We start from the raw sequence: 14,497 nt of genomic DNA on the forward strand, positions 1-14,497 counted from the left end.
TTTGAACAGGATTAGAGGGATTCTATGGATTGACGAGATTTCTCTTTCGCTCCAATCATCTGCTGTATGGTGAAGAAAAAAATCTTATCAATCCATAAAATCCCTCTAATCCTGTCCAAAAAAATCCGTGCTACCCTACTTTTTATGCTGGCTGATACATGGCCGATAAATGATTGATCATTTCCTCCGTCAGGCGGGCTAAGTCGAAGGCGGGTTTCCAGCCCCAGTCCTGCCGGGCGGCTGAATCGTCGATGCTCATAGGCCACGATTCAGCAATGGCCTGCCGGAAATCGGGCTTGTAGTTCACGACCAACTCAGGTATATAACGTTGGATAGCGGCGGTCAATTCCGCAGGGGTGAAACTCATTCCTGCCAGGTTGTACGACGTGCGTACACTGATGCGTTCAGCGGGGGCGTTCATCAGTTCCAGCGTGGCGCGCAGGGCATCGTCCATGTAAATCATGGGCAGACGGGTGTCTTCGGCCAGAAAACAATCGAACGCGTGACCCTGAACGGCTTCGTGGAAAATGGACACGGCATAGTCGGTCGTGCCACCGCCGGGCATCGACTGGTAGCTAATCACGCCCGGATACCGCAGCGACCGCACATCGAGGCCATACCGTTTGTGGTAATAAGCCAGCCAGTTTTCGGCGGCCACTTTGCTGATGCCATATACCGTGCTGGGGTTCAGCACGCTGTTTTGCGGCGTACTGTTGCGGGGGGCACCGTCGCCAAAAACGGCAATGGAACTGGGCACAAACACCTTGCGCAGCCTTTGCACCCGCGATACTTCCAGCACGTTGAGCAGTGCCTTCATATTCAGATCCCAGGCCCAAAGCGGGTCACTCTCGCCCTTCGCCGACAGCACTGCCGCGAGGTGGTAAATCTGCGTAATCTTATGTCGCCGCACCAGGTCGGCAAGGGCATCGGGGTCTGTAGCATCCAGCACATCAAAGGGCCCTGTGTTATGAGTGGGCTTTCGAAGATCGGAGGCGATCACGTTGTCGTGGCCAAATTGTTCCTGCAAAAGGGGGAGCAGCGCAGTGCCGATTTGCCCGTTGGCTCCAATAATCAATACCGTGTCCCGTTGCATAGTGGGTCGATGATTCCGTTGAAAAACAGGTTTATTCCGGCAATAAATGGGCATTGTAGCGCATCATCTATTTCCGGCACAAAGTTATCTATACAACGAACAACCGACGTTTTTTGGCCACAGACCGTAAATATTCCGGCGATTTACTACTTTAGACCCAAATAGTACGGCGTTATTTTTACACGAAATCGCCCTGTAGAAAATTTTTCGGCATGGATGCACTAGACGACATCGACAAGCGCTTGTTACGCCTGCTTCAGGCCGACGCCAAGCTCACCACCAAAGAGCTGGCCGCCCAACTGAACCTCACTCTCTCCCCCATCTACGAGCGCATCCGCCGCTTGGAAAACCTGGGCTACATCAAGCAATACGTGGCCGTGCTGGACAAAGCCATGCTCGGCCAATCAATCATGGCGTTCTGCCAGGTGTCTATGCGCTACCACGACAAGGCGTTCATCAACAAGTTCGAGGAAGAGGTGCAGAAGCTGGAAGAGGTGCAGGAGTGCTACCACATGGCCGGGCAAGTCGATTTTCTCTTAAAAATCCACGTCGGCAGCCTCGGCGAGTACCACGATTTCGTCAAAAACAAGCTATCCCAAATCGAGAACATCGGCGTCCTCAACAGCACGTTTGTGCTGAAAGAAATTAAGCACGATTTGGGGTATCACATAGCGTAGAGAAGAAGTGGGGTAGCTCAGGACCAGCGGTCGTCCGCTGGTCCTGAGCTACCCCACCTAGCAGTTGCCACTATTCACACTACCCCACTAAGGCTAGAACGGAAGAAGGGGTGACTAACCCAGCATTACGCTTGCGTCAGCCACCCCTTCTTCCATTACTCCTTTACTCCGTTCCTTCTTCCTAAATATCCTTGCGCTTCATCGCTTTCACGGCGAAGTCGGCGGCGCGGGCGGTGAGGGCCATGTAGGTGAGCGACGGGTTCACGCACGAGGCCGACGTCATGGCGGCACCGTCGGTGACGAATACGTTCTTCACAGCGTGAATCTGATTCCACTTGTTCAGCACCGACGTTTTGGGGTCGCGACCCATGCGGGCGGTGCCCATCTCGTGGATACCGATGCCCAGGTGCTTGCTCTCGTCGTTATAGCCGCGTACATTTTTCAGGCCGGCTGCCTCCAGCATTTCCACGGCGTCGTTCATCATGTCTTTGCGCATCTTCTTTTCGTTTTCGCCGTAGGCGGCATCGAAAACAATCAGCGGCAAACCCCACTTGTCTTTCTTGTCGGGCGACAGGGTCATGCGGTTGTTGGGGTCGGGCAGCACTTCGCCGAAACCACCCAGGCCCATCGACCAGGGGCCGGGCTTGGTGAGTGATTCTTTGAAATCGGCACCGAAACCGTCGGCACCATTGCCCCGGTTCCATCCGGCACGGCTCGCGCCACCCTGGTAGCCAAAGCCCCGGATGTAGTCGCGCTTGTCGCCGTCCCAGTTGCGGTAGCGGGGTACGTAGACGCCATTGGCCCGACGACCGTAGTAATACTGGTCTTCCATGCCCTCGAAGTCACCAGAGGCACCCACGCCCAGGTGGTGGTCCATGATGTTGCGGCCCAGTTGGTCCGAGTCGTTACCCATCCCGTTGGGGAAGCGGCTCGATTTAGAATTCATCAAAATCGACGTGCTACCAAACGCCGAGGCGTTGAGGAAGATGATTTTGGCGAAGTAGTCGCGCGTTTGCAGCGTGTTCTGGTCAATTACCCGAACGCCGGTGGCTACGCCTTTTTTGTCGTCATACAGCACTTCGGCCACGATTGAATCGGGGCGAAGCGTGAGCCGACCAGTGGCAACTGCCGCTGGCAACGTGGCTGATTGGGTGCTGAAATAAGCCCCAAACGGACAGCCACGCATGCACTGATTGCGGTATTGACAGGCAGCCCGACCCAACTCTGTATGCACCGCTTTGGGATCGGTGAGGTGGGCGGTGCGGCCCATCGTGATGTGACGTTTACCAAAGGCTTTTTCCACCCGTGCTTTCACTTCCTTCTCTACGCAGTTCATCTGCATAGGAGGCAGGTAATTGCCGTCGGGCAATACGCTCAGGCCGTCTTTTGAGCCGCTGATACCAGCAAAGCCTTCCACATAGGTGTACCAGGGAGCCAGATCAGCATAGCGGATTGGCCAGTCGACAGCGATGCCATCTTTGAGGTTGGCCATGAAGTCTTCCTCGTTGTGGCGGTAGCTCTGCCGACCCCACATCAACGACCGACCACCCACGTGATACCCCCGAATCCAGTCCATAGGGCGTTTTTCGATATACGGATTCAGCGAATCGTTTTCGAAATGGTGCCGCCACTCTTCGTTGGCGGTGTAGCCCGTACGCATGTTGGCCCAGTACTCTTCGGCGGCCTGCGTGGTCACGCGCCCCCGGTGCGGAAACTCCCAGGGATTATTGGTGGCGGTGGTGTAGCCCTCCACGTGTTTAATGTCGCGGCCCCGTTCCAGCATCAGCACTTTCAACCCTTTTTGGGTTAGTTCTTTTGCGGCCCAGCCACCCGATATGCCCGACCCAACCACGATAGCGTCGTAGGTCATGTCTTTCTGGGCGTCGATGTTCAAGTTCATTGAAAAATGAGTTCAATGTTCAACGTTCAATGTCTAAAGTTGCGCGGACAGAACTGCTCCGCAACACCTTGACCCTTAGACTTTAAACCTTGAACTGGTTTTTTAGATGGCCCAGGCCTTCTGACCGGGCTTGAGGGGTACACAACCGTCGTAGCGGCCGGGAATAGCCACGTACTCAAGGGCTTGTGTCGCGCCGATTTCCGACGTGAAGTAGCCCATCAGCGTTAGGTCTTTCAGCATGCTGAAGAAGGGCGTCACGTTGCGCTTTGCAGCGGGAATCTGTACATCCTGCTGCCCAGCTACGGCACGGGCCATCTCTGCTTTCTGCGCTTTGGCATCAGCTTCCAGCTTTTTCATAATCTCAATGCGCTGGGCATTGTCCAGTTGGCTGAACGTTTTGCCGTAGGCATCCTGACTCATTTTCTGGGTCTGGGTGAGGCCATCAATAAAGCGTTGCTGATCGGGCTTTTTGTAGCAGTCTTTCAGTACCACGTCAATGATTTCGTTCACCTTCGCGGCCTTGGCTCCGGGCGTGTTGGTTGTTGGAATAATAACGTCGGCCAGGTCAGCCACGAGGGCATCCTGGTCGGCCGTGAAAAGCACGGGTTTACCGGTGGCCACCCGTTGTGCGGCCGAGGCTTCGAGCGTGTCGGCCATCGCGGAATGACCCAGCGCGGGTAGTGCTACGGTAGCACCAACCAACGTAGCCACCCGCATAAGGGCATCGCGTCTATTCATAGGAGTAAGATGATTTAACGTACTGTATTAAAACGATTTTCGGTAGTATAAAGATATGAATTTGCCAACGGTTTAGGATAAAGCAGGCTTAAAACTGGACGTTAAAGAGCCATTAAGTGCTCATTCTTATCCTGTAGATCACTATTGTGCGGCTCGCACGGGCGGCGCCAATAATACCCGTCTTAACTCATTGACGGGCAGCATACCCTGGTCAAGCACCCGGTCATGAAAGGTCTTTAGGCTGAAGGATTTACCCATCTGTTGCCGGTATTCGCTGCGCAGTGCCAGCAACTGAAGCTTTCCCAGCGAGTAAGAGAGGTATCCGGGGTCATAGGTGCCACGCAGCGCCTCTTCGTGAGCAGGTTTTTCTTCGTAATAACAGTTGGCCTGCATAAATTTCGTTGCCCGATCCACCGTCCAGCCATGGGTGTGCAGATTGATGGCGCACACCAGCCGGCAATACCGCAACAGCGACTCCGACAGCTGGGCCATTTTATACTTGGCGGCGGTTTTTGGATCGGTGTTGCCGAAGCCTTCTTCCAGCATCATCTGCTCGGTGTAATGCGCCCAGCCTTCCACAAATGCGTAGCTGCTGAACACCTTCCGCACCTCGCTCACAGGCGAGGCATTGAGGTGCAAAAACTGCACGTAATGGCCCGGATACGCTTCATGAATGGAGATCACCTCGGCCACATAGCGGTTAAACTGCGCGAGCCATTCTTCCTGCTGGCGGGCGGACCAGGCTTTTTTAGGCAGTGTAACGTAGTAATACGCCTGTGCGGCGGCTTTATCTTCAAACGGTCCCGGCGTATTCATGGCGGCCGTGGCACCTACCATAAATTCGGGCGTCTTCGTTACGGTTGCCCGCACTTCAGAAGGGACTGACACAATCTTCTTATCGAGCAAAAACTGCCGTATGGCTTCGCAGTGAGCGTTTGTGCTGGCAACCAGTTTATCGGCGGCAGGGTGTTCCTGCTGCATATGGCGGAACACCTGAATGGGCGTTTTGGTAGGGTCGATAACACGGGCGGCAAGGGCGAATTCGGCCTGTTCGCGACGGAGGTTAGCCATACCCACGGCCAGCAGGCTGTCGGGGTTGGCGGCCAGGTGTTCATTGTACAGGAGCATCCGCCGTAAATTGCCCCGCCCAATGGCAAACGAGCCTGTAGCGCGGGGCAGCACGGTTTTTTGCAGGTGGCTCACCAGTCCCCGCAGGGCTTCGGCGGCTTGTTTCGTTGTTGATGTCAGTTCTTGCTGCTCCGCGGTAGTACCCGTTTTGGCAAAGGCCTGCTGCACCTCGCCCAACAGGTAATCGGCGGTGCCATTTTGGGCGTCGATAGCCACCAGCACGTGTTCGCGGGAAGGATGCGGGCCGATGTTCTCTTTCACTGCCGCTACCCAGTCGGGCACGAGCCGCGCCTTCTCAATCACCGATTTCATCCGGCCCGCGGGTGTACCAAACGTACGCTCTACGTACGAACTAAAATCGACGGTGTACGTGTACGGGTCTTCCGCCACGCGGATGCTATCAATGCTGTTGATCTCGCTTTGCACATGCGCCTGCATCAGTCGATAGTCAATCTGTTCATCAGCAGACAATTGGGTCGTATCCAACCGCGCAAAAGCCGAATCGAAACGGGCCAGTTCAGCGCGTTGCTTTTGCCAATACGCCGGGGTTGGCAGGTCAAGCTTCCCGTCGAACTCGTGCTTGCCCAAAAACACCGCCGCTTCGGGGTTGCTGGCATAATAAGCCGCCAGATAGTCGTCGCGCAGATCGGCATAAGCTGATGTGGCGACCTTCGGTTTTGTCTGGCAAGAAGCGAAGATAAGGACGGAGGAAAGGATGGTAATTAACCCCCTGCCTACGGCCACTGCCTGCTGCTGCTTACCATTCTTCACTGCCTATAAAAATTAAAGGTGCCCTGTATAAAGCACGGCCCGATTGACAGACGGAGGCATAGGACCGGCTTGTTTGAGCTTAATAGCCGCCAGATTGGCACCGGCCTGCGCACAATCGGTGGGGTCGCGACCATCGAGCCAGGCCGTCAGGAAACCTGCCCAGTAGGCATCGCCCGCGCCGGTGGCATCAACCACGTCAACTTTACGACCCGTAATGCGTACGGTTTCTACCCCCCCGTCGAAGGACACCAGACTTCCTTCGGCCCCGAGGGTAAAGCAGACCAGTTTGGCTCCCATAGCATGAAGGTCGGCCAGAACGCGCTCGGTGGTTTGAGGTTCGCCGTAAAGGCGGGTGGCATCGTCTTCGCTGAGTTTGATAAAGGCCCCGGTGGCACAGTAACGACTCAGCACGGTCCACGCCTGCGCCCGGTCGGGCCAGATACTGGGGGCATAGTTGGCATCTACGCTTACCTGCGCACCTAAAGAGGCGGCCCGTTCGGCGGCTTCAACAATGGCCTGCTGAGCAGGCTGGCGACTTAGGGCAAAACAGGTGGTATGGAAAATAGATGCCTGAGCCAGCAACGAATCGGGCAGGTATTCGGGGCGAATCTGGCAGTCGGCAGTGCGGTAAGCAATAAAATCGGGCGTTCCCGATGTGCGTGACACCACCACAATACTGGTTGGTTCGTTGGGGTCAGTGGCAATGTACTGGGTGTCAACGCCCGTTTCGGCTACGCGCTGCACCAGAAACTTGCCCAGGTTATCGTCGCCGACGCAGGCCACCAGGGCCACGCGGTTGCCCAGCCGGGCCATATTGGCACCCATATTGGCGGGACTGCCCCCCTGATAGCGCCGAAAATCAGGCGAATCGAACAGGCTGGCAGAGACATGATGACCAATGAAATCGACTAGCAATTCGCCGACAGAGAGGATGAGTTTGGAGGAATTGGGCATGGGAAGGAAAACTGGTTCAAAGTCTAAAGTTTGAGGTCCAAAGTTAGCTGACGCATGAGCCTGCTCATGCGTACTCGTTTTGTGCGTCAGCATACATCTGCGTCAGCTAACTTTGGACATTAGACGTTAGACTTTAAACTTCGACCTCTAAACTGCCTTCGGTGCTTTCACCAGGAAGCAGGACGCGGCGGCCAGTAGCATGCAGACGCCGGCTAGTACCAGTGCGTTGCGAGGGTCGTCGCCGAGGAGCGTTTTGTAGAAAAGCGGCACGGTAAGCATACCAATGAACTGCGGTACGCAGATGAAACCATTGAAGATACCCATATATACGCCCATTTTTTCTTTGGGCACAGCACTCGCCAGCATCAGGTAAGGCATCGACATGATAGAACCCCAGGCTAACCCAATAATGGCCATTCCGACGAGATAAATCAGTTTATCATTTGACGTCAGCGTCAGGAAAAAGCCCAGTGCACCGATGCACAGGAATACGGCATGGGTGGCGCGGGCACTGCCAATGGCTTTGGCAATGCGTGGAATAAAGATGGAAATAACGGCGCAGGAGATACTGAACATAGCAAAACACAGCCCGCCCCACTTGGTACCCGCTTCAAAGCCAGCCTTGTTTGAGACCGCATTGGGCGCGTCGAAGGCATACTTGGCCACCGCCAGTGATAGGTACTGCCACATCAGCGGCAGGCCATACCAGGTAAAAAACTTCACCCACCAGAGTTGCTTCATGACGGTAGGCATCTCAGACAGCGAAGCCAGCACTTCTTTGAAAACGGGCAGCATCAGCACCAGGTAACCACCGGCCATGACGCCTACACCCCAGATCAGGCCATTGGCAATGCCACCGAGGCGGGCAGCAAAGAAGAAAGCTAGTACAGCCGCCCCCAAAGCGAGCGCCAGGTGCCAAAAGGAAATTGATTTTTTTTGTTCGTCGGTGAAGACCGGATGCAGCTTGTAGCTTTCATCAACGGGCGGGTACTCTTTGGTGGTGCGCATGGTCCAGACTACAGCAATCAGGATAGCCGCCGCACCAATGTAGAACGGATACCGCACCGAATTGGGAATACCATTGGCCAACTCACTGGCACTCACCAGCATGGACACCCCAATAAAGGGCAAAATATAAGGCATACAGTTGGCCAGCGTTTGGCCGAAACCAACCATGAATGACTGTACGGCGAAACCGGTAGGCCGCTGCTTTTCGTTGAGCATGTCGCCCACAAACGCCCGGAAAGGCTCCATCGCTGAGTTCAGGCCCGCATCGAGCATCCACATCAGGCCCGCCGCCATCCAGACTGTTGATGAATTGGGCATCAGCAACATGGCAATACTGCCCATAAGCGCACCCACCAGAATAAACGGTTTGCGCCGTCCCCACGTAGGCGACCAGCTCCGGTCAGACACGGCCCCGATAATGGGTTGGAGCAACAGCCCGGTAAGCGGCCCGGCCAGCCAGAGCCCCGGAATAGACGCCTCGTCGGCGCCCAGATAACGGTAAATGGGGCTCATGTTGGCCTGTTGTAGGCCAAAGCCGTATTGAATACCCAAGAACCCGAAACTCATGTTCCAGATTTGCCAGAACGAGAGGTTCGGGCGGGAAGTAGCTTGGGCCACGCTTGGCGCTTGGTCAGTCTGCATAGATTAGCTGGTTATTGAAACAGCATGTAAGGTTAACTATACAACAATATTACGCAGCCCGTTGCATGATTTGACGATGGAGTTGGGTTATTTTGTTTATAGCTTATTGGGGCCAAAGCTGGTTAAACAACAAGGTGTCTCAGGCACTTTGCGCAACCCATTGGCTGGTTTAACGCGTATGTACCACAGAGCCATTCGGGATATTGGCTTATCTTTCACAGTAATACACTACTTATGCTGTAGATCTCTCCGCCTTATCCACCACTATGTCTTTACTGCTCACGCTCCTCACCAGCTGCATCCTGTCGGCTCCGCTGCCTCCGCCCGATTCGGTGGGGAGCCGGGGGAGCCGAAGCCTCGACGCGCTGGTGGTGCGGTCGGTCACGTTGCGCGGAAATGCCCGCACCAGCGACCGAATCATCAGGCGGGAAATGGCCCTGCTGGCAGGAGACACTATCAGTCGAACCGACCTGGCCCAGAAAGTAGCCTGGGATCAGCGCAAAATCACCAACACCAACCTCTTTGTCACCGTCGATGTAGCGGCCGTGGAAGATACCACCGCCCCGCCCGACTACCGGCCGCTCGATGTGGTGGTGACCCTGAAAGAGCGTTGGTACATTTTTGTAGCCCCCATCTTCGAACTGGCCGACCGCAACCTCAATGAGTGGTGGTATGACCGGGGCCACGACATCCGCCGCACAAACTATGGTCTGCGCCTCGACTGGAAAAACTTTACGGGCCGTAATGACAAGCTCACGGCACTGGCCCAGACTGGTTTTACGGACAAATACATTCTTTCCTATGACCGCCCCTATTTCGACAAAGCGCAACGGTACGGGGTCAACGCCGATTTCTACTATGCCACCAACCGCGAGATAGCCTACCGCACTTTTACCGACAAATGGGTGTATATCCGTCCGGCAGTACTGGAGAGCCTGCGCTCGCGGCTAACCACCAGCATTGGCATTACCCGCCGCGACGGGTTCTATCATTTTCACGAACTGGAAGCCCGCTACAGTCGCAACACCATTGCCGACACCGTAGCCCGCCTCAACCCCGACTATTTTCTGGACGGCCGCCGCGCACAAAAGTTCGCCACGCTGTCGTACAGCTACCGCTATGACCGTCGCGACAATGTAGCCTACCCGCTACGGGGCACCCTGGCCACGGGCGTACTGGCTCACATGGGCTGGCTACCCAACGCCGACCTGAAGCAAACCGATTTAACGTTGGGATTAAGCCACTACTGGCCACTTGGCAAGCGATTTTTTGCAGCGTCTACGGTTCGCCTACGCTCGGTCTGGACCAACAGACAGCCGTATTATAATCTCCGGGGCCTGGGCAACGGCGACGACGTGTTGCGGGGCTATGAATTGTATATTATTGAAGGTCAGCGGTATGCATTGTTCAGGAACAACATTCGCTACCGGCTATTTTCCACGGTAAAGCAGCTTAACTGGCTGCACGTGAAGCAGTTTAACACCCTGCCTATTTCGGCCTACGTGTCGCTCATTGGCGATGCAGGCTACGTAAGCAGCCCCGTGGCCGAACGCTACCAAAGCCGACTGGCTAACCGATGGCTCTATGGCTACGGAGCCAGCCTTGACGTGGTCACGTTCTATAACCTGGTGGTGCGGTTCAGCGGGGTGGTAAACGCACAACGGGAGCCGGGCTTTTTCCTCAACATCCAGCGCGAATTGTAATTTTGAGGCATGAAACACCTCGTCCTGCCTGCGTTAGTTACACTTCTTCTGGCTGCCTGCACCTCACGTCCTTCAACAGAATCGAATCGCGTTGAAAACCGCGTGGGCACGGCCATCGATTCTACCCTGACTACGGTTCCGGCAGCGGCATCTACAACGGCAGCGCCAGCAACATCGGCCCGCATCAACAGCCTGAGCCTCACGCCCAGTTATGACTGGAAACGGGTTAACCTGGGCGATGCTTTCGCCGCTGCCAAAGCACCCGAAACCGAACGTCCCTTTGAAGAAGATGCCACCCACGTGGGCTATAGCATAGAATTTGACAATCTGGAGTCAGTTGATTATCAATACTTTACTGAATCCGGAAAGGTATCGGGCATCCGGGTGGATTTGTACCTGAACAACCCGGCCAGCGTGCGCACTTATCAGCAGGATCTGATCGCCTACTACAATGCGCGCTACGGTTCAGCCCAGCCTAAGGCGGGCGTTTACACCTGGCAGGACGGTACCGTCACGCTCAAAGACGTATCAAAGGCCAAAGAATATGGCCTGGTGCTAAAGATTGGTAAAGTGCCCGCGGCGAGATGACTGATCCTCCCTGCGGGGTGAGCGGTTACTTTGGGAATGTCAGCCTGAACGTAGTACCAATCCCAACGTGACTATCTACGTCGATATGCCCTTTGTGGCTGTTCACAATATTTTGGGTGGCGGTCAGGCCCAGTCCCATACCACTCTGTTTACCAGTAAAGAAGGGGTCAAACAGGCGTTGCAGGTTTTCGGGGGGAATACCCGCGCCGTTATCTTCAATCACCACACACACCTGCGAATCTTCGAGGCACATAGTGCGTACTACCAGCTTGCCGTGCTCCGGCTCCATCGACTCCACAGCGTTGATGAAAATGTTGGTGAACGCAATCCGCAACTGTTCCCGGTCCAGGTTGGCGGTGCAGTCATGGGTGCTGAAGTCAGTAATCAACGTCATTTGCTTCAGCTTGATGCGGTCGGTAACAAAGCCCAGCGTTTCGCGCACAATATCGTTCAGGTCTTGCGGGCGGCGGTCAAGTTCACGCGGCTTCGAGGAGTTGAGCATGTCGGTGATCAGGGCACCAATACGCTCCACATTGCGGCCAATGATGTCGGTATACAGCTGGGTATCTTCATTTTGCTCTCCCAGTTCATCAACCAACTGATCCAGCGCCAGGCTTAGGTTGGTCAGTGGATTACGCACTTCGTGAGCAATGCTACGGGCCAGTTTACCCGTCATGGTTAGCTTTTCAGCAATAATCAGTTCCTGCTGCGCTTTTTTCTGGTCGGTAATGTCGCGTACGATACCCTGGTACCAGACGGGGCGGCCGTTGGCATCTTCCACGGCCCAGATCGAGATAAGGCAGATGCGCTTGCGGCCCTGCTTACTCACTAACACGGCTTCGAAATCTTTGATCTGGGTAAACTCGCGCACCGAAAAACGCATCTCACGCAGTTTGTCAAACTGATCAAATAGCCGGGCAGGGTTCAGCTTCAGCAGTTCGTCGCGGGTGTAGCCCAGCAGGTGCTCAACAGATGGGTTCACGTCGAGGAAATGCATGGATTGGTCGGCCACGAAGATGGCGTCGATAGACCGTTCAAACAGCGACCGGTACTTGTTTTCCTGCTCCAGCAGTTCGGCCAGCGATTCGGCCTGCCGCAGGGCATAGCGAATACTACGCCCCAACAGCTGCGAGTCGATCCGGCCTTTCACAAGGTAATCGGCGGCTCCAATGGCCATTGCCGAATAGTCGACTGATTTATCGTCCTGCCCCGTGAGCAGGATCATGGGCGAATGGCAACCGGCCCGGGCAGCCTCCTGAATCAACTCAATGCCTGTGCGTTGGCCCAATCGGTAATCGATCAGGTAAACATCGTAGTCACTGGCCAGAATGCGTTCCAGTGCCTCATCATAGCCTTCTACCCAGTCTAACCGCAGGTTCCGGTTTTCCGGGGCGCTCATGAGCGTACGGGTCAAGATGTAGTCATCTTCATCGTCTTCCACCAACAGAACACGTACAAGCTGCTGATTATCAATAATATCGCTTTCTGAGTCGGGTAGCGAAGTGGTCATAACGTGAGGTATTATCAATCCGGCAATTGAACAGTTTCCATCCAATAGAGCTTCAGTGAACCCATGAGTTCGGTTAGCCGACTAAAGTTATGTGGTTTAGTGATAAATGAATTGCCTCCCAGACCGTAGGCGCGTTTTACGTCTTCTTTGGCCGACGATGTAGATAACACCACAACCGGCAAGCGGCACAGATGAGGGTTTGTCTTGATCTCTTTAAGGGCCTCAAATCCATCTTTCCGGGGCATATTCAAATCCAGCAAGATCAGACTTGGACGCGGTGCATTTTCGACGGTGAAACCATTAGCACACGTCAGGTAATTCATCAGTTCTTCGCCGTCTTCGACAAACTTAACGGTACTGCCAAATTGATTTTGCCGCAAGGCCTCGGCCATAAACAGCCGGTCGTCTGCGTCATCATCGGCGATTAAAATCGTAGTCGAAGGCTGTATTTCAGAAGATAGCATCATATATGAAGGCAATAACGAATGAAGAGGCTGTTATGCAACTGTACGAAGATAACCGTAAATCACTACCTAGCCTATGGGTAAATACACATAGATCAACGTGCGACGATCTGGTCAGAGATGAACCAGGACGAGTCCAGCATGATTTTCGGTAGCTTTCTGCACAATGGCTAAGCCAATATCTGTTCCTGGATACTCATCATAACCGTTTAACCACCGGTGCGTCTGTATAATTTGGTTGCCGCCATATTGATCAAAACGATGGTTGCCGCATAGGCCACAGCAAAGGTACCTTGCCAAACCACGAAACAGCACTAGCGGTCTATACCGTCGCCAGCGCCACCACCGGAGATCATCTTTTTGCAATAGTTGGCGTATTCGTAACCCGGCCATAACACGCAACAGCGGTTTAGACAGACTGCATTTAACTGCTCTAGTTGGGGGCTTCCATTCCGAAAGTGTGGAATCTCGTACGCACTCAATTCAATCGATTGCGCTTTAAGCCATCACCGACCTGCACACAGGGCGCAGGTTTACTTATTGACAATCAAAGTGTTACTACGAAAACGCACATATTCTTCATGCAAATGGCATGATATTGTGATGGATAAAAGGCAAAAGCACATTACAACACGCTTTATCCAACTCAACATTACGCTATGAAAACGTACCTCAAAATTGGCGCTCTCGCGGCCATCGCTGCAGGCCTAACCCTTCACACTACTGATGCCAGCGCCCAGACGCGTCCCCGTACAGGTATTAAAGCAGGTTTGTCAGCTAGCTCATTATTCTATGACAACACCAGCCTAAATGACCGGAAAGAACGTATTGGCTTTCATGCAGGTGTGTTTACGCAAGTACCTGTAGGTTCGGCCTTCGCCATTCAGCCCGAGTTGCTTTACATTAACAAGGGTGCATCGGCCGGCTACAATGTGCTGGGGAGCACAGGCAGAAATTCCTTTAACATCAATTACCTGGAATTGCCCGTACTGGCTACACTGAAGCTGGGTGATTTCGCCGAAATCCAGGCTGGTCCCTACGTGGGGTACCTGCTCAATTCGAATGTAAAATCGGAGGGTAGCCTGTTAAGCACAGGCACAAACCTGAACCCTGACCAATTTAACCGCGTCGATTACGGTTTGGCGGGTGGCGTTAACGTGTTCTTCGGCCAGTTGCTGGTCGGCGTACGTTACGAGCAGGGTATCCAGAAAATTGCTAACACGACTGCTTCACGGGCTGTACTCAACAATGCACGCAACGGCGTAGGTCTGCTGAGCATCGGCTACTCATTCAATTAAAGTATAAAAGCTGAGCTATGAGG

Annotated in this window: 12 protein-coding genes; 4 read left to right on the forward strand and 8 right to left on the reverse strand. The window is 54.2% G+C overall.

From position 1 onward, the window contains the following. Nucleotides 1-142 precede the first annotated feature (142 nt). Nucleotides 143-1,093 carry an NAD-dependent epimerase/dehydratase family protein gene (locus J2I47_RS08615; RefSeq protein ID WP_207364156.1) on the reverse strand — a complete coding sequence of 317 codons (951 nt, stop codon included), beginning with the start codon at nucleotides 1,091-1,093 and terminating at the stop codon, nucleotides 143-145. 212 nt (nucleotides 1,094-1,305) lie between these two features. Here J2I47_RS08615 and J2I47_RS08620 point away from each other — a divergent pair, with 212 nt between their 5' ends. Continuing rightward, complete coding sequence (locus J2I47_RS08620) at nucleotides 1,306-1,770, forward strand: Lrp/AsnC family transcriptional regulator (protein ID WP_207338594.1); 465 nt, start codon at nucleotides 1,306-1,308, stop codon at nucleotides 1,768-1,770. Nucleotides 1,771-1,951: 181 nt separating this feature from the next. Here J2I47_RS08620 and J2I47_RS08625 read toward each other — a convergent pair whose 3' ends face one another. The 5 genes from J2I47_RS08625 to J2I47_RS08645 all read right to left on the reverse strand — a co-directional run bounded on the left by J2I47_RS08625 (nucleotide 1,952) and on the right by J2I47_RS08645 (nucleotide 8,911). Next, entirely contained in the window at nucleotides 1,952-3,670 is a 1,719-nt protein-coding gene (locus J2I47_RS08625; RefSeq protein ID WP_207364157.1) for a GMC oxidoreductase, read from the reverse strand. 102 nt (nucleotides 3,671-3,772) lie between these two features. Then, nucleotides 3,773-4,408, reverse strand: coding sequence for a gluconate 2-dehydrogenase subunit 3 family protein (locus J2I47_RS08630; protein WP_229374418.1), 636 nt, complete (start codon nucleotides 4,406-4,408; stop codon nucleotides 3,773-3,775). A 141-nt stretch (nucleotides 4,409-4,549) separates the two neighbouring features. Next, nucleotides 4,550-6,307 carry a DUF885 domain-containing protein gene (locus J2I47_RS08635; protein ID WP_207364158.1) on the reverse strand — a complete coding sequence of 586 codons (1,758 nt, stop codon included), beginning with the start codon at nucleotides 6,305-6,307 and terminating at the stop codon, nucleotides 4,550-4,552. A 12-nt stretch (nucleotides 6,308-6,319) separates the two neighbouring features. Further along, the gene (locus J2I47_RS08640) at nucleotides 6,320-7,261 is read right to left on the reverse strand and encodes a carbohydrate kinase family protein (RefSeq protein ID WP_207364159.1); all 942 of its coding nucleotides are present in this window, start codon (nucleotides 7,259-7,261) and stop codon (nucleotides 6,320-6,322) included. A gap of 147 nt (nucleotides 7,262-7,408) precedes the next feature. Next, a complete protein-coding gene (locus J2I47_RS08645) occupies nucleotides 7,409-8,911 on the reverse strand; it encodes an MFS transporter (RefSeq protein ID WP_207364160.1) in 1,503 nt (500 codons plus the stop codon). 266 nt (nucleotides 8,912-9,177) lie between these two features. On the opposite strand from J2I47_RS08645, the gene J2I47_RS08650 reads away from it, so the two are divergent. After that, nucleotides 9,178-10,614 carry a BamA/TamA family outer membrane protein gene (locus tag J2I47_RS08650; RefSeq protein WP_207364161.1) on the forward strand — a complete coding sequence of 479 codons (1,437 nt, stop codon included), beginning with the start codon at nucleotides 9,178-9,180 and terminating at the stop codon, nucleotides 10,612-10,614. A 9-nt stretch (nucleotides 10,615-10,623) separates the two neighbouring features. Next, a complete protein-coding gene (locus J2I47_RS08655) occupies nucleotides 10,624-11,202 on the forward strand; it encodes a hypothetical protein (protein ID WP_207364162.1) in 579 nt (192 codons plus the stop codon). 25 nt (nucleotides 11,203-11,227) lie between these two features. Here the strand turns inward: J2I47_RS08655 and J2I47_RS08660 are convergent, their stop codons facing one another. Both J2I47_RS08660 and J2I47_RS08665 read right to left on the reverse strand, forming a co-directional pair. After that, on the reverse strand, nucleotides 11,228-12,712 hold the full coding sequence (locus J2I47_RS08660) for a hybrid sensor histidine kinase/response regulator (protein WP_207364163.1): 1,485 nt from the start codon (nucleotides 12,710-12,712) through the stop codon (nucleotides 11,228-11,230). 14 nt (nucleotides 12,713-12,726) lie between these two features. Continuing rightward, nucleotides 12,727-13,179, reverse strand: coding sequence for a response regulator (locus J2I47_RS08665; protein ID WP_229374420.1), 453 nt, complete (start codon nucleotides 13,177-13,179; stop codon nucleotides 12,727-12,729). A 656-nt stretch (nucleotides 13,180-13,835) separates the two neighbouring features. On the opposite strand from J2I47_RS08665, the gene J2I47_RS08670 reads away from it, so the two are divergent. Beyond that, nucleotides 13,836-14,474, forward strand: coding sequence for a porin family protein (locus tag J2I47_RS08670; protein ID WP_207364164.1), 639 nt, complete (start codon nucleotides 13,836-13,838; stop codon nucleotides 14,472-14,474). Nucleotides 14,475-14,497 lie beyond the last annotated feature (23 nt).

It is taken from the genome of Fibrella rubiginis (genome assembly GCF_017353185.1).
GTDB lineage: Bacteria > Bacteroidota > Bacteroidia > Cytophagales > Spirosomataceae > Fibrella > Fibrella rubiginis.